Here is an 18,278-nt window from a genome sequence, read left to right on the forward strand (position 1 = left end):
GCGCGCGCCCGGGATCAGTCCTCGGCGACCCAGGCGCTCGGGTCCTCGACGACGCGGCGCAGCACCTCGCGCGCGCCGCCCGTGAGCGCGGCGTGGTCGCCGACCGGCGCGGGCAGCAGCACGACGTCGGTCCAGGGGGCGGCGAGGACGCGCGCCCGGAGCTCGGCCTCGGCGGCGGCGCGCAGGTAGGGCAGGAGCGCGGGGTAGATGCCGCCCAGCAGGACGGTGTCGATGTCGACGAGGTTGACGTAGTCGGCGAGGGCGCTGCCGAGCGCGGTCCCGGCGCGCTCGACCGCGGCGAGCGCGTCCGGCTCGCCGGCGTCGAGGGCGGCGACGAGCGCCCCGGTGGGCGCGTCGACGGGGAGGCCCGCGCCGCGCAGGAGCGCGTCCTTGCCCGCGTACTGCTCCAGGCAGCCCGTCGCTCCGCAGCGGCACCGGGGGCCGTGCGGGTCGACGACGACGTGCCCGACCTCGCCCGTCCAGCCGTGGCGGCCGTGGAACAGGCGGCGGTCGACGACGATCGCGGACCCGATGCCCACGTCGCCCGACACGTAGAGGTACGTCGAGGGCGCGGGCCCGGTCGCGTCGTCGGGCACGACGCCGTGGCTCGCCTGGGCGAGCGCGGCGAGCTTGGCCTCGTTCCCGATCTCGACGGCGACGTCGGGGCCGAGCCCGAGGAGGCGGACGGGGTCGAGGTGGGACCAGCCGAGGTTCGGTGCGACCTCGAGCCGGCCGGCGCGCGGGTCGACGAGGCCGGGCAGGGCGAGGCGCGCGCCCGCGACGGTCATGCCGTCGGCGCGGACCTGGGCGAGGAGGTCGTGCGCGATGCGGCCGAGGCGGGCCAGCACCTCGGTGGGGTCGCTGTCGTGGAGGTCGTCGGGGTCGACCTGCTCGGCGACGACGGCGCCGGTGAGGTCGAGCACGCGGCCGCCGAGGTAGTCGACGTTGACCTCGAGCCCGAGGCCCACGAGGGTGCGCGGCGCGGGGGCCAGCGGCACGGCGGGTCGCCCGGCGCGCTGCGGGGTGGCGGGCGGCAGCTCGGCCACGATGCCGGCGGCGACGAGGCGGTCGACGAGCGTCGAGACGGTGGCGCGCGTGAGCCCGCTCGCGCCGGCGATGTCGGCGCGCGAGCAGGGGTGCGACGCCTCGAACACGGCCCGCGCGACCAGGGCGAGGTTGTGCTCGCGCAGCGTGGCCTGGCGGGCTGCTGGGGGACCCGTCCGGGTCGCGACGCTGCGGTTCACGGTCTTGACCTTACCGACCCGGCCGGATAAGTTCAGCCGTACGACATAAATAGGCCGGGGTCGACCGACGTCGCTCCGGCCCTCTCGACGAGGAGACCACCGTGGCCGACGAGACCACCCGACACGACGCAGACATCAACTTCTCCTTCGGTCTGTGGACCGTGGGCTGGACCGCGCAGGACCAGTTCGGCAGCGCGAGCCGCCCGGCGCTCGACCCGGCCGAGTCGGTGCGTCGTCTGGCCGACCTCGGCGCGTGGGGCTTCACGTTCCACGACGACGACGTCGTCCCCTTCGGCGCGGACGACGCCGAGCGCACCAAGCGCCTCGACGCGGTGCGCCAGGCCGCCGAGGACACGGGCCTCGTCATCGAGATGGTGACGACCAACCTGTTCAGCCACCCCGTCTTCAAGGACGGCGGCCTCACGTCGAACGACCGCGGCGTGCGCCGCTACGCGCTGCGCAAGGTGCTGCGCAACGTCGACCTCACCGCCGAGCTCGGCGCCAAGACGTTCGTCATGTGGGGCGGCCGCGAGGGCACCGAGTACGACGGCGCCAAGGACCTGCACTCCGCGCACGAGCGCTACGCGGAGGGCCTCGACCTCACTGCGGCGTACATCAAGGAGAAGGGCTACGACCTCAAGATCGCGCTCGAGCCCAAGCCGAACGAGCCCCGCGGCGACATCTTCCTGCCGACCATCGGCCACGCGCTCGGCCTCATCGCGAAGCTCGACAACGGCGACATCGTGGGCCTCAACCCGGAGACGGGCCACGAGCAGATGGCGGGCCTCAACTACACGCACGGCCTCGCGCAGGCGCTGTGGGCGGGCAAGCTCTTCCACATCGACCTCAACGGCCAGCGCTCGATCAAGTTCGACCAGGACCTCGTGTTCGGCCACGGCGACCTGCTCTCCGCGTTCTTCACGGTCGACCTGCTCGAGAACGGCTTCCCGAACGGCGGCCCCACGTACACGGGCCCGCGCCACTTCGACTACAAGCCGTCGCGCACCGAGAACGAGGTCGGCGTGTGGGACTCCGCGCGCGCCAACATGGAGACCTACCGCCTGCTCGCGCGCAAGGCCGCGGCGTACCGCGCCGACAGCCGCGTCCAGGAGGCGTTCGCGCACTCGGGCGTGTTCGAGCTCGGCCAGCCCACGCTGGGCGAGGGCGAGTCCGTGGCCGACCTGCTCGCGGACCGCAGCGCGTACGAGGAGTTCGACGTCGACGCCGCGGCGAACCGCGACTTCGGCTTCGTGCGCCTCAACCAGCTCGCGCTCGAGCACCTCATCGGCTGAGGTGGCCACCGAAGCCAGGACGTCCGACGCCGGCGGCGAGCGCGTGCTCGTCGCCGGCGTCGACACGTCCACGCAGTCCTGCAAGGTCGTCGTGCGCGACGCCGGGACGGGCGCGCTCGTGCGCACGGGCTCGGCCAAGCACCCCGACGGCACCGAGGTCCACCCCGACGCGTGGTGGGACGCGTTCCGCGAGGCCGCGTCCGCGGCGGGCGGGCTCGACGACGTCGCGGCGCTCGCCGTCGGCGGCCAGCAGCACGGTCTCGTCGCGCTCGACGCGGACGGGAACGTGGTGCGCGACGCGCTCCTGTGGAACGACACGCGCTCGGCGCCCGCGGCGCGCGACCTGATCCGGGAGCTCGGCGAGGCCCGCCTCGCCGAGGGCGTCCCCGACGCCCACGACCGGGTCGAGTCCGCGACCGAGGCGGGCGCCCAGGCGTGGGCCGACGCGATCGGGTCCGTGCCGGTCGCGTCGCTCACGGTGACGAAGCTGCGCTGGCTGCGCGACGCCGAGCCGGAGAACGCGGCGCGCGTCGCCGCCGTCGCGCTGCCGCACGACTGGCTCACGTGGCGCATCGCGGGGTACGGCCCCGCGGGCGACGAGTCCGCGCCGCTCGGGCCGGACCTCGACGCGCTCGTCACCGACGCGTCCGACGCGTCGGGCACCGGCTACTACGACGCGACGAGGGACGACGGACCCGACGGCCGGGCCGCGTACCGCCTCGACCTGCTGGAGCTCGCGCTCGGACGGACCGACGTCGTGCTGCCGCGCGTCGTCGCGCCGTCCGCGACGGCGGGCGTCGCGCACGCCTCGGTCGCCGGGAGCGCGGTCGAGGGCGGCACGCTGCTCGGCCCCGGTGCGGGCGACAACGCCGGGGCCGCGCTCGGCCTCGGCATGGTCGCGGGCGACGTCGCGGTGTCGATCGGGACGTCGGGCGTCGTGTCCGCCGTGACCGACGACCGCACGGCGGACGGCTCCGGGCTCGTCAACGGGTTCTCCGACGCGACGGGCCGGTACCTGCTGCTCGCGGTGACGCTCAACGCGAGCCGGGTGCTCGACGCCGCGCGCGCCGTCCTCGGCGTCGACCACGCGGGGCTGTCGCGGCTCGCGCTCCAGGCGCCCCCCGGCGCGGACGGGCTCGTGCTCGTGCCGTACCTGGAGGGCGAGCGCATGCCCAACCGCCCCGACGCGTCGGGCACGCTGCACGGGATCCGGCTCGGCACGTCGACGCCGGAGCACCTCGCGCGCGCGTACGTCGAGGGCATGCTGTGCGGCCTCGCGGACGGGCTCGACGCGCTGCGGGCGCTCGGCGTCCGGGTCGAGCGCGTGCAGCTCATCGGCGGCGGCGCGCAGTCCGAGGCGGTCCGGCGCATCGCGCCGCAGGTCCTCGGCCTGCCCGTCACGGTCCCCGAGCCCGGCGAGTACGTGGCCGACGGCGCCGCGCGCCAGGCGGCGTGGGTCCTCGCCGCGCACGAGGCGGGCGGCACCGGGGCGGACGTCGCCCCGCCCACGTGGGCCGCGTCGTCGGCCACGGTGATCGAGGCAGACCCGGTCCCGGCTATCCGCGAGCAGTACGCGGCGGTCCGCGACCTGGTCTGACCGTCCCTGCTGAGTGAGACAGTCGCGTCCGAGGCTCTCGGGCGCGACTGTCTCACGTACTCACGGGTCGGCGGGGGCGGTGGGCCGGGTCGGCGCCGCGGTCACGCGCCTCCGGCGAAGCCCGTCTGGCGCCACGCCTCGTAGACGGCGATCGACGCCGCGTTGGTGAGGTTGAGCGAGCGCCGACCGGGCAGCATGGGGATCTTCAGCTGGTCCGTGATCCGCTCGTGGGCCAGCGCGTCGTCGGGCAGGCCCGTCGGCTCGGGGCCGAACAGCAGGACGTCGTCGGGCCGGTACGTCACGTCGGTGAACGACGTCGTCGCGCGGGTCGTGAACGCGAACACCCGGCCCGGGAGGGTCGCGAGCGCGGCGTCGAGGTCCGCGTGCACCTCGACGCTCGCGAGGTCGTGGTAGTCCAGCCCCGCGCGGCGCAGCTTGGGCTCGTCCAGGTCGAAGCCCAGCGGCTCGACCAGGTGCAGACGCGCCCCGGTCACCGCGGCGAGGCGGATCGCGTTGCCCGTGTTCCCCGGGATGCGCGGCTCGAAGAACACCACGTGCGGCAGGGTCGACGGCGGTCGGGCGGCCGGGTCGGCGACGTGCGGCCGCCAGTCGGTGCGGGGGTCGGGGGTCTCGCTCACGCCCCGATTCTCGCAGCGCCGCGGGGGAGGTGCGCCCCCGCGGCACTGAGGCGCGCCCCGCCGAGGGAGAGGGCTGGTCTCGCCGAGGTAGAGGCGTGGTAGCCAGCCAGGGCGGACCTGGGCTCTACCTCGGCGGACCGGGGCTCTACCTCGGTGGACCGGGGCTCTACCTCGGTGGACCGGGGCTCTACCTCGCGGACCTCGGCTCTCCCTCGGTAGCGTCGACGGGTCGACGACGACCACCGTGGAGGTTCTCGTGCACCAGACCATCCCTGTTCGCCCCGCGGCGGGCCACCGATGACCGGCGAGCGCGGCCGCGAGGAGGTCATGGCCTGGGTCGCCGCGTACGAGGAGGCGTGGCGCGCGAGCGACGCCGACGCCGTGGAGCGGCTCTTCACCCCGGACGCGACGTACCTGCGCTCGCCCTACGACGACGAGCCCCTGCACGGCCACGACGCGATCCGGGGGTTCTGGCGCGTGGACGAGGACGCGCGCTTCACGGTGACGGCGGAGCCCGTCGCGGTGGACGGCCCGGACGCCGTCGTGCGCCTCGAGGTCCGCTACCTCGCCCCGCGCGAGCAGGAGTACCGCGACCTGTGGGTCCTGCGGTTCGCCCCCGACGGCCGCGTCGAGCACTTCGAGGAGTGGGCCTACTGGCCCGGCCGCTCCTACAGCGCCGGGTGACGGGCGGCGTCGGCGCTCAGCGCGCGGCCGGTTCGGCGGCGCCCGCGCGCGCCACCGCGCGCAGCTCGTCGAGCACCGCCCGGGCGGGCGGGGTCGAGGCGGCGGCGTCGCGCACGACGGCGTAGACCGACCGGACGGGCGCGGGCCGCACGACCGGGACCGCGACGAGGCCGGGCGGCAGGTGCACCGCGCCGAGCCGCGGCAGCACCGTGATGCCGATGCCCGCGCCGACGAACGCGACCGCCGTCGGGTAGTCGTGGGCCTCGACGTGGAACGGCGGGCTGAACCCCGCCGCGGTGCACGCCTCGACGAGGTTGCGGCGGCACCACCCGCGCGCGAAGTCGTTGTCGACCCAGCGCTCCGTCGCGAGCGCGGCGATCTCCACCTCGGGCTGCCCGGCGAGCGGGTGGTCGGTGGGGAGGACGGCGACGTACGGGTCGTCGAGCAGGTGGTGCGCCCGGAACCCGGTGCCGGGGACGAAGGCGGGCGACGCGACGGCGACCTGCACGTCGGCGCGGGCGTCGGGATCGTCGGGGATCGCCTCGCCGAGGGCGAGGTCGAGCCGGACCCCGGGGAACTCGGTCGTGAGCCGTCGGACGACGCGCGGCAGCCACGCGGATCCCGCGGAGGCGAAGTACATGAGCGACAGGGTCCCGGTCCGCCCGGCGCGCAGGTCCGCGACGACGGCCTCGACCTCGCCGAGCCGGGCGAGCACGCGGTCGGCCTGCGCGGCGAGCTCGAGCCCGGCGGCCGTCGGCCGGACGCCCCGCCCGGCGCGCTCCAGGAGCGCGAGCCCGGTCTCGCGCTGGAGCGCGGCCACGTGCTGGCTCACCGCCGACGGCGTGTACCCGAGGTTGGCGGCGGCGGCCTGGACCGAGCCGCTCGCGACGACGGAGCGGAAGATCCGGAGACGGTGCACGTCCAGCATCCCCTCACGCTACAGCCGTACTGCAGCGAACGGTAGGAACACGTGCTGGTGCTGAACGGTGCGGCGGGGCGACGATCGACCCGTGACCGCACCCGAGACCTCGACGACGACACCCGTCGGCTCCGCCCGGCCGGGCCTGCCCTCTGCCCGCGGACCGGCCCGTCGCGTCGGGCTGCCCGTCGTCCTCGCGGTGGCCGTGACCGTCGTGCTGTGGGCGTCGGCGTTCATCGGCGTGCGCACCGCCGGGCACGACTACGCGCCCGGGTCGCTCGCCCTGGGCCGCCAGCTCGCGGGCAGCCTCGGGCTCACCGCCGTCGTCGCCGTGCGGTGGCTGCGCAGCGGGCACCGGCCCGTGCTGCCCCGCGGCCGCGTGCTCGCGGGCGTCCTCGCGTGGGGCGTCGGCTGGTTCAGCCTCTACAACCTCGCGCTCAACGCGGCCGAGCAGCACCTCGACGCCGGCACGACGGCGCTCCTCGTCAACGTCGCGCCCGTCCTCGTCGCGGTGCTCGCGGGCCTCCTGCTCGGCGAGGGCTTCCCGCGGCGACTGCTCGTCGGCATGGCCTCGGCGTTCGCCGGGGTCGCGATCATCGCGGCCGCGACGTCCTCGGGCGAGCGCGACGTCGTCGGCGTGGCGCTCGGGCTCACCGCCGCCGTCCTCTACGCCGCGGGTGCGACGTCGCAGAAGCGCCTCCTCGCGCACGTCGACGCCCTCACGATGACGTGGGTCGGGTGCCTCGCGGGCACGGTCGCGCTCCTGCCGTTCGCCCCGGCGCTCGCGGCCGACGCCGCCGCGGCGCCGCCGTCGTCGACGTGGGCGGTCGTGCTGCTCGGGCTCGGCCCGACGGCCGTCGCGTTCACGACGTGGGGCTACGCGCTCTCGCGGCTCAGCGCGGGACGGGCCGCGGCGACGACGTATCTCGTCCCGCCGCTCGTGGTGGTGCTCTCCTGGCTCGTGCTCGCGGAGGTCCCGGCGCCGGTCACCTTCGCGGGCGGCGCGCTGTGCCTCGCCGGGGTCGCGGTCGCGACCCTCCCAGGGCGGCGGGTCGCTCCGGTGCCCGCGGTGCCGGCCGCGCGAGCCTGACCCGCTCCGGCCGGTACGACCCGGCCCGACGTACCCTGCCCGCCCGGTGCGACACGCTCCGACCCGGCCCCGCCGCGGGCTCAGCCCATGCGGTCGAGGTCGGCCTCACGCACCTCGTGGACGAGCGGCTCGCCCGCGCGGAAGCGCTCCAGCTCGTCGACGACGATCGCGCCCTGCGCGAGCCGGCCCTGCACCGTCGCGGCGGCGTGGTGCGGCGTGAGGAGCACGTTCCGCAGGCGGCGCAGCGGGTGGTCCTCGGGCAGCGGCTCGGCGTCGTAGACGTCGAGCGCGGCGCTGATCCGCCCGCTCGCGAGCTCCTGGACGAGCGCGTCCTCGTCCGTGAGCCACGACCGCGCGGTGTTGACGAGCCCGGCGTGGTCGGGCAGGAGCGCGAGCTCGCGCGCGCCGAGCAGGTGGTGGGTCTCGGGCAGCACGGGTGCGTGCAGCATCGTCACGCGGCTCGTCGCGAGCAGCTCGTCGAGCCCGACGAGGGTCGCGCCGAGCGCGGCGCCGTCGGCGGGGGAGAGGGTCGGGTCGGCGACCACGACCTCCGCGCCGAGCGCGCGCAGCATCGCGATCGCCGCGCGCCCGGTGCGCGACGCCCCGACGACGCCGACGCGCGTGCCCGCGATCTCGTACCGCGGGGGTGCGGCCTCGGCGTCGGCCCACGGGACGCCGTCGCGCAGGGCGTTGTGGAACGCGGGGACCTGGTGGAGCAGCGCGAGCGCGAACGTCACCGAGACCTCGGCCACCGGGCGTGCCATCGCCTGGCCCGCCTGCGTCACGCGGACCCCGCGCTCCCACAGCGCGGCCGTGACGAACGGCTTGACGGAGGCGCCCGTGTGCGCGACGAGCCGTAGCCCGGGGAGCCGGTCCAGGAGGTCCGCGTCCAGGGGCGGCGTGCCCCAGGAGATGACGAGCGCGTCGACGCGCTCGCGCGCCGCGGGGCTCAGCCGGTCGAGCGCGGCGCCGAGCGCGCGCGGGTCGTCGACGACGTCGAACGGTCCCGCGCCCGCCAGGCGCTCCCACACGTCGGGGGCGAACAGCTCGGTGCGCAGCCACGGCGCGACGGCGACGACCGCGCGGGCCGCCCCGGTACCCGGGCCGGGCCCCGCGGCGGTCCCCGGGTCGGGCGCGCCGGTCACCGCAGCCAGTCCTCGAGGTGCTCCGCGACGAGCGCATCGTCCGCGGCGGCGAGCCACGGGTACGACGCCGTCACGCGCGTCAGCTCGTCGGCCTGCCCGGGGGAGAGGGTCTCCTCCGGGTCGAGGCACCAGATGCCGTCGAGCAGGCCCTGGCGGCGCAGCACCTCGTGCACGCCCGCGATGACGCCCGCGAAGTCGTGCGCCGCGTCGAAGACGGCCGCGTTCGCGTCGGTGAGGCCAGCCGCGCGCGCGGTGAGGGTCGCGAGGGCGGCGGCGTCGGGCACGGTGGCCCCGCCGTCGGGACCGACGCCGTGCGCGGCGTGCGCGAGGGCCAGCGTCTCGACCGCGCCCCGGGTCCAGACCGCCCACTGCCCGAGCAGGCCGCCCACGAACCGCGCCGTGAAGGTCGAGGCGCGGCCCTCGGCGTCGGTCACGGGGACGTCGAGGCGCTGCGTGAGGTCGGCGACGATCGCGTCGTCGTTGCCCGTGTACAGCGCGATCTCGTCGCCGCGACCCGACGCGGCGACGCCGCGCAGCACGTCGATCGTCCGGTAGCGGTGGAACGGCGCGGCCTTGATCGCGACGACCGCCTCGATCGACGCGTACTCGCGCCAGAAGCCGACGGACAGGCGCGGGCCGCCGATCGCCTCCTGGAGGTAGAACCCGATGACGGGCAGCACCTCGCCGACGGCGCGGGCGCGGTCGAGCAGCACGCGCTCGACCTCCTCGCGCGAGCCGGCGAGACCGGGCACGCGCGGCGCGAGCAGCACCGCGTCGTAGCCGAGCGACGCCGCGAGCTCCGCCTCCGCGACGGCCTGCCGCACGTCGCCGGCCGCGCCCGCGACCTGGACGAGCGGGCGGGGCCCGGTGTGCAGCGAGCCCGCGGGCGCGTCGCCCGCGGCCGTCGCGCGCGACACCTCGGCCGCGAGCTCGAGCACGGGCCGCAGGAGCCCGTGCTCGCGGATCTCGAACTGCGTCGTGTGGACCCCGACGGCGACGCCGCCCGCGCCCGCCGCGTGGTAGTACCGCGTGAGCGCGCGCTGGCGGCGCTCGTCGAGGCGGCGGCCCGCGTCGAGCGCGAGGGGCTGGGCCGGGATGACGGTCCCCGCGCGCAGGAGCGCGGCGACGGGGTCGGCGAGGCGCGGGGTTGCGGGCGCCGCGGCGGGGGTGCTGGGGGCCGTCATCAGAACGCCCCGTCGCGCACGGCGAACTTCGTCGGCTTGCCGCTCGTCGGCAGCCCGGCCGCGAGCCACTGCGCCTGCCAGTCCACGAGCGTCCGCAGCGGCACCTGCGGGTAGCCGAACAGCTCGTGGCAGCGCGTCGCGTCGTTGAGCAGCGCCGTCGGCGCGGGATCGCCCGTGAACGACACCTCGCGGTCGAGGCCACGGCCGAGGAGCTCCGCGAGGCGCCGCACCGACGCCGTCTCCGGGCCGGTGAGGTTGATCGCCGTCGCGGGCGACGACGCGAGCGCGAGCGAGCGCAGCGCGACCTCGTTCGCGTACCCCTGCCACACGACGTTGACGTGCCCGGTCGTGAGGTCCACGGGCTCGCCCGCGAGGATCGGCGACGCGACGTCGAACAGGACGCCGTAGCGCAGGTCGACGGCGTAGTTGAGGCGGATCGTCACGACCTTCGTGCCGCGCGAGAGCGCGGCGTGCTGGAGCACGCGCTCGCGGCCGAGGCAGCTCATCGCGTACTCGCCGACCGGGCCGACGGGGTGCTCCTCCGAGCACCCGCCGGACTCGACGGGCACGAGCGGGTAGACGTTCCCGGTGGAGAACGCCGCGATGGTGGAGTCGGCGTAGCGGCGCGCGACGTCGTGCACGAGGGCCGCGTTCGCGGCCCACGCGAGCGACGGCGCGGACGACGTGCCGAACTTGGCGCCCACCATGTAGACGACGTCGGCGCCGTCGGGCAGGGCGGCGAGGTCCGCGTCGGGCGCGAGCAGGTCGGCCGCGACGACGTTCACCCCGGCGTCGCGCAGGCGGTCGGCCTGCTCGGGGTCGGACCACCGCGAGACGGCGTGCACGGCGTCGCCCGTGCGCCCGGCCGCGTCGAGCGCCCGGCGGGCGAGGACGGTCAGGCTCGGGCCCATCTTCCCGCCCGCGCCGAGGATGACGAGGTCGCCCGAGCGGGCGGCCAGGTCCTCCACGAGGGCGGGCGACGGCGTCGTGAGCAGCTCCTCGAGCTCCGCGACGGACGTCGGGGCCTTCAGGGCGGTGGTGCTGGTCTGCGTGGTCATGTGGTGAGTCATCCCTTGATGCCGGACGAGGTGACGCCCTCGACGAAGAAGCGCTGGGCCACGAGGTACGAGGCGAAGATCGGAACGAACGAGATGGTGGCGCCCGCGAGCACCATGTTGAGCGGCACGTCCTGCTGCTGGAGCGAGGCGATGCCGACGGTCAGCGTCCAGTGGTCGGTGCCCTGGCCGATGATGAGCGGCCACAGGAAGTCGTTCCAGTGCCACAGGAAGACGAACGTGCCGAGCGTCGCGAGGATCGGCTTGCACAGCGGCAGCACGATGCGCAGGAAGATGCGCCACTCCGAGGCGCCGTCGAGCTTCGCGGCCTCGAACAGCTCGTCGGGCAGGTCGAGGATGAACTGCCGCATGAGGAACACGGCCTGCGCGTTCGCGAGCGTCGGCAGGATCAGGCCCCAGTACGTGTCGAGCCCGCCCGCCTGCGCGATGAGGATGAACGTCGGGATGAGCGTCACGTGGTACGGGACCATGACCATCGCGAGGAACGACCAGAACATCGCCTCGCGCCCCGGGAACTTCTTCTTCGCGAACGCGTAGCCGGCCATCGACGCGAGCAGCAGCACCGCGACGACGGACACGACGGAGTACACGAGCGTGTTGACGAGCCAGGTGCCGATGTTGCCCGCGCCGAGCACGCGGCCGTAGGCCTCGGTCGTGAGGTTCGTCGGCAGGAGCGACGCGGGGAAGTCGATCGCGGCGGCCGGCTTCAGCGACAGCACGACCATCGCGTAGAACGGGAAGATCGTCACGACGGCGGCGAGCGAGAGCACGACGTAGCGCAGCACCTTGCCGCGCAGCGACAGGTCGCTCGCGCCCTTGCGGCCGCGCCGGCGGCGGGTCGCGGTGGGGCGCACGGGCATCGCGGCGCCCTCGAGCACCCGCCCGGTGGTGGTGGGGTCGACGGCGGTCACTTGTCCCTCCCGATGGCGTAGCGCTGGATCAGGGCGACGACCAGCGTGACGACGAACAGCGCGACGCCGAGCGCGCTCGCGTAGCCGAGGTCGAAGTACTTGAAGCCCTGGTCGTAGATGTAGAAGACGAGGTTGTAGCTCGCCCGGGCGGGCCCGCCCGCCGTCATCACGTAGACGAGGTCGAAGATCTGGAACGACGCCGTCGTCTCGATGACGGCGAGGAAGAACAGGGTCGGCTTGAGCTGCGGCGCGATGATGAACCAGAACCGCTTCCACGGCCCGGCGCCGTCGATCGCGGCCGCCTCCTCGAGCTCGCGCGGCAGGTCCTGCATGCGCGCGAGGAGGATGAGCATCCCGTAGCCGAAGCGCGACCAGATCGCGACCATCGCGAGCGCGGGCAGCACGAGCAGCGTGTCGCCCAGCCAGGAGTCGGTCGAGAACCCGAGCGCCCCCATGAGCTTCGACCACGGGCCGTTCGTGGAGAACACCCACGTGAACACGGTCGCCGCGAGCACGAGGCTCGTGACCACGGGCAGGAAGAACACCGAGCGGTAGAAGCCGGAGCCGCGGAACGAGCGGCGCACCATGAGCGCCATGAACGTCGAGATCGCGAGCGACACGGGGACGATGAGCACGCTCAGCACGACCGTGACGCGCAGCGCCGACCAGAAGATCGGGTCGTCGACCATGCGGCGGAAGTTCTCGACGCCCGTCCACTCGGCGCCGACGCCGATGGTGTAGTCGAAGAAGCTCAGCGCGACGCCGGCGATCGCCGGGCCGAAGCGGAACAGCAGGAACAGCAGGAACGCGGGGAGGGCGAACAGCAGGCCGATCCTCGCCTCACGGCGCTCCAGGACGCGGCGGGTCGTGCCGCGCGAGGGCCTCGACGGCGTCGGGCGCCGGTCGGGCCCGTCGGCGGTCAGCCCGTCCGAGGTGGGGGCGGTCGCGGTCATGGGTTCTCCTCTCGTACCGCGAGGTACCGCGGCGCGGGCAGCAGGGGGACGGCTGCCCGCGCCGCGGCGTCGGTCAGCCGAGCAGCGGGTTCGCCGCCGCGGCCGCGTCCTTCAGGGCCTGCTCGGGCGTCTTCTCGCCGATGAGCGCGGCCTGGAGCTCCGGGGCGAGCACGCCCATGACCTCACGGGACTTCTCGTTGACCTCGCCGGCCGTCGTGTACTGGAGCGTCTCCTCGAGCGCGGACAGCACCGGGTCGTCGGCGTAGAGGCCCGACTCGCTCTCGTACGGCGAGAACCAGCCGGCGGCCTGGGCGTACTCGGCGCTCACCTCGGGCGAGGTCGCGAACGCGGCCCACTTGCCCGCGGCGTCGAGGCTGTCGGCCGTCTTGAGCACGGACAGCGAGCCGACGGTGCCGAACGCGACCGCCTCCGCCTCCTTGAGCGGCGGCAGGACGACGACGTTCTCCTCGCCCCAGAAGCCCGCGACGTCCGCCGGGCCCTGCTGCCAGGTGCACGCGATCTTGCCCTTGGCGGTGTTCGTCTGCTCGAACGCGGGGATGGTCGTCAGCAGGTCCTTCTCGATGTACCCGCCCTCGGCGAGGTCGACCGCGAACTGCAGCGCCTCGACGCCCTCGGGGGAGTCGAACGCGACCGACGAGCCGTCCTCGGAGAAGACGGACCCGCCCGCCTGCCACAGCAGCGGGTAGAAGGACTCGTTGAGCGTCGCGTCGACCGAGCCCCAGTAGTTGGTGACGTCGTAGCCGGCGGCCTGGAACGTCGGCGCGAGCGCCATGAGGTCGTCCCACGTCTCCGGGTAGTTCCCCGCCTCGCCGACGGCCTCGAACGCCGCGGCGTTGCACACGAGCGGCTTGCTGTTCATGATCAGCGGCGAGCCGAGCATCGCGCCGTCGACCGTGACGGCCTTCGACGCGTTCTCGCGCAGGTCGCCCACCTGGTCCGTGACGTAGTTGTCCACGGCGGCGAGGGACTTGCCGTACTTCGGGATCTGGTCCGGGATGAGGTAGACGACGTCGGGGCCCTTGTTGCCCGCGATCGCGGTCGCGAGCGTCTCGTCGCGGCCGGCCCACGGGTAGATCTCGACCTTGACGTCGACGTCGGGGTTCTCCTCCTGGAACGCGGCGACCTGCTCGTCCCAGAAGGCCTTGTGGGCGGCCTCGTCGGCGATGACGGGGTAGGTCCACATGGTGACGGAGCCGGACGCGGCGCCGTCCTCGGGCGTGGGGGTGGAGCTGCCGGCGCCGGCACCGCCGGCGCAGGCGCTCAGCGCGCCGAGCGTGCCGACCGCGAGCGCGGCGGTCCAGAGGCGCTTCGTCGTGCGCAGGGTCATCGACGTGTCTCCTTGGTGAGGTCCCGCCCGGGTGGGCGGGTGGGGATGGGGGTGCTGCTGGGCGGTGTGGTGCTGTGGTGGTGCGGTCGTCGGGCCCGGCGCGTCAGCGCGCCGGGACGTCGACGACGGTGCGCCGGTGGCGCGACTCCTCGGCCGCGAACACGGCGAGGTGGCTCTGCAGGGACTCGACGGCGCCTGACCGGACGTGGCTCGGGTCCCCCGTCGCGACGGCGCGCACGAACGCGTCCATCACCCCCGAGTCGCCGCCGCCGTGGTCGTCGGCGGCGTTCGTGGCGCCGTGGTGGCCGCCGTCGTGCACGGTGACGCTGCCGTCGCGGAAGTCGGTCACGCGGACCTTCTCCCCGTCGCCGTCGAGGCACCCGTGGGTGCCGAAGATCTGGGTCTTGCGGTGGTCCTGCTCGGAGAACGCGGTCATGGTGAACGTCGCCGCGCCGCCGCCCTCGAGCTCCATGGCGACGACCTGGTGGTCGACGACGTCGTTGTCCGAGGCGTAGACGCAGCGGCCGTAGTCGGTCGTGCGCAGCGCCTCGACGACGCCCGCCTCGTCGGTCGCGTCCGTGATGACGGAGACCGGCCAGATCGGGCCCTTCTCGCGCAGCGTCGACAGGTACAGGCGCGGGGCCGAGTACGGGCACGTCGGCTCGAGCGGGCAGTCCAGGCAGCGGTCCGCCGCGCCCGCGGGCCGCTCCTCGGGCCGGAAGTGCTTCAGGGAGCCGAAGCTCGCGACCGTCGCGATCCGCTTGCCCGTGACGTAGCGGATCCAGTCGAGGTCGTGGCTCGACTTCGCGAGGAGCATCGGGCTCGACGTCTTCTCGGAGCGCCAGGGGCCGCGCACGTAGGAGTGGGCGTCGTGCCACCAGCCGACGGGCTCGAGGTGCTGGACGTTGACGATCTCGCCCAGGACGCCCGAGTCGACGACGGACTTCACGAGGTCCGTGTACGGCATGTAGCGCATGACGTGGCAGACGCCGAAGAGCACGCCCGACGCCTCGACCGCGTCGACGACGTCCCGGCACTCCTCCGGGCTCGGCGCGAGCGGCTTCTCGACGAGGATCGCGTACCCCTGCGGCGCGAGCGCGACGACGGGGTCGCGGTGCTCGCGGTCCTGCGTCGCGACGATCACCATGTCCGCGACCCGGCCCGTGCCCCCCGCGGCCCGGTCGGCGTCGCCCGCGGCGACGAGGTCCTGCCAGCCGGCGAACTCCGCGACCTGCGGGAGTGCCGCGCCCAGGCCGACGGCGGGCGCGGACGTGTCGGCGGCGAGCGCGGCGGCGGTGGTGGCGGCCGGCGTGACGGCCGGGTCGGCGGGGCCGCCGGTCTGGGCCGCGGCGGCCTGGGCCGCGACGGCCTGGTCGACGACGAGCCCGCGCTGGTGCGCCCGAGGGTCGGCGACGGCGACCAGACGGGCGCGCTCGGGGTGCTCGGCGATCCAGCGCGCGTACGTCTGTCCGCGGTTCCCGGCGCCGACGAGGGCGACGGTGACAGGCTGGGGGGTGGGGGTCACGTGTGCGGTCCTTGCTCCGTTGCGATGGTCCTGCGGGGCGGGGGTCTCCCGGCCCTGGCAGGCCTCATTTGCTATTTGCTATAGCAAGCCTGCCATGCCGATGTTACGCCAGATCGGCGCTCGTGTTAACTCGCGCACGACGCGATGCGGAGTTGTGACCTTTCGTGCCGCGGCGCGGGGCGCCGACGCGGTGGTCGTCGTGGGCCGGGGCCGGGGGTGGTGAGTGCGGGTCTACCATCCGCGCTGCTCGTTCCTCGCGGCGCTCCCGCCAGGCCCGCCACGACCCGCACTCACCACCCCCGGCCCCTTCGTCGTCTCACCTCGCGCGGGGGAGCGCCGGCCTGCTCCGCGCTCCTCGTCGTCCGGCGACGAGGAGCGCGGAGGAGAGGCTGGGTGCTGCCGACCCTCGGGTCAGACGACGAGGTTGCCCGTCGTGACGACGCGGTCGCCGTCGTCGGGGAACGCCGTGCGGGTGACGCCCTGCTCGACGTTGCCGCTGTGGAGGACGGACGAGCCGCCGCCCAGGGCGGACGGGGCGAGCGCCAGGGTCCCGCCCGCGAAGGTCGAGCCCGTGGCGGACCAGCTGTTGGTACCGGCGTCGAGGTTCACGTGCCCAGTGTCGCCCGACGGCGCGGTGCTCCGGACGCCGTCCAGCGCCCAGGTGACCGGCTTGTCCGCCTTCGCCCGGCGCAGGAAGCTCCCGCCCGCGGGCTTGCCCTCGAGCCGGGCGCCGCCGTCGAGCCGGACGGTCTGCTCGGCCGCGCCCGCCGCGACGACCGCGACGTTGCGGAGGACGCCGCCGCGCACCGTGAGGTCGCCGCTCACCGTCACCGTGCCCTCGCCCTCGGCGGCCTCGAGCGTGCACGTGTCCAGCACGACGGGACCCTTCCCGGCGAACGACGCGTTCTTCAGCCCGTTCAGGGTCGTGCGTACGAGGTGCACCGGGTTCGTGACGTTCGCCTGGGTGATCGCGGTGTCCGGCAGGACCGCGAAGCGCGACCCCTCGATGACGTTGGGCCGCTTCGACAGCGCCGAGGCCTGCGAGATGATCAGGGTGTCGTCGGCCTGGCAGCCGCGGAGCTGCACGCCGTCGGCGTTGACCCACAGCATCCCCGAGCCCGCGAGGCCGTCCTTGCGGATGACCTGCACGTCCTCGAGCGTGAGGTCGGTGACCTTGACGCGCGCGACGAACCACGAGCACACGTGCCGCGTCACGGTGATGCGCTTGGCCGCGCCGCCCCAGGCCGCGCCCGAGTTGGCGAACGTCATGAGCCCCGAGTTCCCCACGTACGTGAGGTCGTGCTCGTACTGGCCGTGCGTGACGAACGGGCCCTGGTCGTCGCCGTCGCCGTGGCAGTTCTCCACGAGCCCGTACGACGACGCGGTCCAGTCGTTGAGGTGCCTCGCGTTGGTCGTGTGGCAGTCCACGACGTGCCCGTAGTTGCAGTAGATCTGCTGCGTCAGGTAGCCCGCGCCACCCCACGTGACCGACGCCGGGTTGGTCAGCGAGCAGCCCGCCGTGCGGAAGAACGTGCTCCAGCGGCGCATGACGAGCGGCCAGAACGTCGCGACGCCGTGCACGTTCTCCACGTCGCAGCGCACCGCGTACTCGTAGGCGATCGGGTGCGAGCCGGTGTACTGGTCGCCGTCGGGCCGGCCGCGGAACGCGAGGTTGCGCACGTGCACCTGCTCGACGGGCTCCACGCGCGTCCACGTGAGCGTGCGGCCCTTCGCGAGCGACCAGCCCGCCTTGTAGTTGACGCGCACGCGGGTGGCGTCGACGATCTGCGTGATCTGGACGAGGCGCTGCAGCTCGCGCTCCCACCGGCCGGCGAGCGCGTTGACCTCGACCGCGTACCACTGGCCCACCTCGAACTGCGAGGAGTCCGCGACCTCGTAGTCGTCGCGCAGCTCCGGCATCGTCGCCGTGAGGGTGTTCTTCCGGACGTCGTCCGTGACCTTCCCGCGGAAGAACAGCACGGCCGCGAAGGGGTCGTCCTGCCCGGCGTCCTCGATGCCCTCGGTCGTCATGAGGTGGTTGCCGAAGTCGAGCTCGAGGTTCGAGCGCGTGAACGTGTGGCGCCGCGTGAAGTTGAGGTCCGTGTGCGCCTCGATGCGGGTGACGCTCGGGTCGTTCACGAGGGCGTCGAGCGCGTCGTCGGCGGGGGTGTCGGGGCCGAAGAGGCCGAACCAGCGGAAGTCGCCGGTGCCGGTGTGCAGGGTGTGCCAGCGGCCCTTGGCTCCTGCGTCGGTCGGGGCGAGGACGGTGCCACCGTTGGCGGCGGCGGTGGACCTCGCGTCGTAGCGCAGGAGCCGGGCGGCGCCGTCGCCGGGGGTCGCGTGGCCGAGGAGCTGGGCGACGGTGCCGTCGTCGAGCTTCTTGGCCTTCCAGCCCGTGAGCTGGGCGACGGTGGTGGCGACGAGGACCTCCTCGTCGGGCTTGTCGTCCTTCTTCGCCGCGAGCGGCGCGCCGGGGAGGGGCGCCGCCTGGGCGCTGCCGCTGCCGAGCGCGACGGCGCCGGCGGCGAGGGAGGCGATGCCGGCGATGCGCAGCAGGTGGCGCCGCGAGGGCGCCTGGGCGGCCTCGCCCGGCGCGGCCGTCGTCGGCTCGGTCGTGGTCTCGAGGGTCATAGGGGTGTCCTTTCGTCGGCCCGGCGCGACGGCGCGGGTGT

The 18,278-nt window shown here is 74.6% G+C and carries 15 protein-coding genes; 4 read left to right on the forward strand and 11 right to left on the reverse strand.

Annotated features, from left to right (window positions below; all coding sequences use genetic code 11):
• Positions 1–14 precede the first annotated feature (14 nt).
• Positions 15–1,244, reverse strand: coding sequence for an ROK family transcriptional regulator (locus RSE42_RS03970; protein WP_415297913.1), 1,230 nt, complete (start codon positions 1,242–1,244; stop codon positions 15–17).
• 101 nt (positions 1,245–1,345) lie between these two features.
• Here RSE42_RS03970 and xylA point away from each other — a divergent pair, with 101 nt between their 5' ends.
• A complete protein-coding gene (gene xylA, locus RSE42_RS03975) occupies positions 1,346–2,536 on the forward strand; it encodes a xylose isomerase (RefSeq protein ID WP_186325206.1) in 1,191 nt (396 codons plus the stop codon).
• A gap of 1 nt (position 2,537) precedes the next feature.
• A complete protein-coding gene (locus tag RSE42_RS03980; RefSeq protein ID WP_415297914.1) occupies positions 2,538–4,133 on the forward strand; it encodes a xylulokinase in 1,596 nt (531 codons plus the stop codon).
• A gap of 101 nt (positions 4,134–4,234) precedes the next feature.
• Here RSE42_RS03980 and RSE42_RS03985 read toward each other — a convergent pair whose 3' ends face one another.
• The gene (locus RSE42_RS03985) at positions 4,235–4,696 is read right to left on the reverse strand and encodes a tRNA (cytidine(34)-2'-O)-methyltransferase (protein ID WP_194217709.1); all 462 of its coding nucleotides are present in this window, start codon (positions 4,694–4,696) and stop codon (positions 4,235–4,237) included.
• A 372-nt stretch (positions 4,697–5,068) separates the two neighbouring features.
• On the opposite strand from RSE42_RS03985, the gene RSE42_RS03990 reads away from it, so the two are divergent.
• Complete coding sequence (locus RSE42_RS03990; RefSeq protein WP_021483152.1) at positions 5,069–5,455, forward strand: YybH family protein; 387 nt, start codon at positions 5,069–5,071, stop codon at positions 5,453–5,455.
• A gap of 16 nt (positions 5,456–5,471) precedes the next feature.
• On the opposite strand, the gene RSE42_RS03995 is transcribed toward RSE42_RS03990, so the two are convergent.
• Positions 5,472–6,383, reverse strand: a complete 912-nt coding sequence (locus RSE42_RS03995) for a LysR family transcriptional regulator (protein WP_415297915.1) — start codon at positions 6,381–6,383, stop codon at positions 5,472–5,474.
• An 82-nt stretch (positions 6,384–6,465) separates the two neighbouring features.
• On the opposite strand from RSE42_RS03995, the gene RSE42_RS04000 reads away from it, so the two are divergent.
• Positions 6,466–7,464 carry a DMT family transporter gene (locus RSE42_RS04000; protein WP_415297916.1) on the forward strand — a complete coding sequence of 333 codons (999 nt, stop codon included), beginning with the start codon at positions 6,466–6,468 and terminating at the stop codon, positions 7,462–7,464.
• Positions 7,465–7,544: 80 nt separating this feature from the next.
• Here RSE42_RS04000 and RSE42_RS04005 read toward each other — a convergent pair whose 3' ends face one another.
• The 8 genes from RSE42_RS04005 to RSE42_RS04040 all read right to left on the reverse strand — a co-directional run bounded on the left by RSE42_RS04005 (position 7,545) and on the right by RSE42_RS04040 (position 18,237).
• Positions 7,545–8,609 (reverse strand): hydroxyacid dehydrogenase, encoded by a 1,065-nt coding sequence (locus RSE42_RS04005; protein WP_415297917.1) that lies wholly within the window; start codon positions 8,607–8,609, stop codon positions 7,545–7,547.
• The gene (locus tag RSE42_RS04010; RefSeq protein WP_415297918.1) at positions 8,606–9,793 is read right to left on the reverse strand and encodes a dihydrodipicolinate synthase family protein; all 1,188 of its coding nucleotides are present in this window, start codon (positions 9,791–9,793) and stop codon (positions 8,606–8,608) included. The genes RSE42_RS04005 and RSE42_RS04010 overlap by 4 nt, the downstream gene beginning before the upstream one ends.
• Complete coding sequence (locus RSE42_RS04015) at positions 9,793–10,851, reverse strand: NAD-dependent epimerase/dehydratase family protein (protein ID WP_415297919.1); 1,059 nt, start codon at positions 10,849–10,851, stop codon at positions 9,793–9,795. Before RSE42_RS04015 ends, RSE42_RS04010 begins: the two co-directional genes overlap by 1 nt.
• Positions 10,852–10,859: 8 nt before the next feature.
• A complete protein-coding gene (locus tag RSE42_RS04020; protein ID WP_232422954.1) occupies positions 10,860–11,780 on the reverse strand; it encodes a carbohydrate ABC transporter permease in 921 nt (306 codons plus the stop codon).
• Positions 11,777–12,733 (reverse strand): carbohydrate ABC transporter permease, encoded by a 957-nt coding sequence (locus RSE42_RS04025; RefSeq protein ID WP_114553201.1) that lies wholly within the window; start codon positions 12,731–12,733, stop codon positions 11,777–11,779. The genes RSE42_RS04020 and RSE42_RS04025 overlap by 4 nt, the downstream gene beginning before the upstream one ends.
• Before the next feature lie 73 nt (positions 12,734–12,806).
• On the reverse strand, positions 12,807–14,081 hold the full coding sequence (locus tag RSE42_RS04030) for an ABC transporter substrate-binding protein (protein ID WP_034655723.1): 1,275 nt from the start codon (positions 14,079–14,081) through the stop codon (positions 12,807–12,809).
• Between the two features lie 103 nt (positions 14,082–14,184).
• A complete protein-coding gene (locus RSE42_RS04035; protein ID WP_076403344.1) occupies positions 14,185–15,606 on the reverse strand; it encodes a Gfo/Idh/MocA family protein in 1,422 nt (473 codons plus the stop codon).
• A gap of 411 nt (positions 15,607–16,017) precedes the next feature.
• The gene (locus RSE42_RS04040) at positions 16,018–18,237 is read right to left on the reverse strand and encodes a peptidase C14 (protein WP_415297920.1); all 2,220 of its coding nucleotides are present in this window, start codon (positions 18,235–18,237) and stop codon (positions 16,018–16,020) included.
• Positions 18,238–18,278 lie beyond the last annotated feature (41 nt).

The sequence above is a fragment of the Cellulosimicrobium sp. SJTW-1 genome (assembly GCF_047716875.1).
GTDB classification, from domain to species: Bacteria; Actinomycetota; Actinomycetes; order Actinomycetales; family Cellulomonadaceae; genus Cellulosimicrobium; species Cellulosimicrobium funkei.

Coding starts and splice junctions, on each gene's coding strand:
- RSE42_RS03995 (WP_415297915.1), bottom strand. CDS start 6,383: ATGCTGGACGTGCACCGTCTCCGGATCTTCCGCTCCGTCGTCGCGAGC.
- RSE42_RS03990 (WP_021483152.1), top strand. CDS start 5,069: ATGACCGGCGAGCGCGGCCGCGAGGAGGTCATGGCCTGGGTCGCCGCG.
- RSE42_RS04010 (WP_415297918.1), bottom strand. CDS start 9,793: ATGACGGCCCCCAGCACCCCCGCCGCGGCGCCCGCAACCCCGCGCCTC.
- RSE42_RS04015 (WP_415297919.1), bottom strand. CDS start 10,851: ATGACCACGCAGACCAGCACCACCGCCCTGAAGGCCCCGACGTCCGTC.
- RSE42_RS04030 (WP_034655723.1), bottom strand. CDS start 14,081: ATGACCCTGCGCACGACGAAGCGCCTCTGGACCGCCGCGCTCGCGGTC.
- RSE42_RS04040 (WP_415297920.1), bottom strand. CDS start 18,237: ATGACCCTCGAGACCACGACCGAGCCGACGACGGCCGCGCCGGGCGAG.
- RSE42_RS04025 (WP_114553201.1), bottom strand. CDS start 12,733: ATGACCGCGACCGCCCCCACCTCGGACGGGCTGACCGCCGACGGGCCC.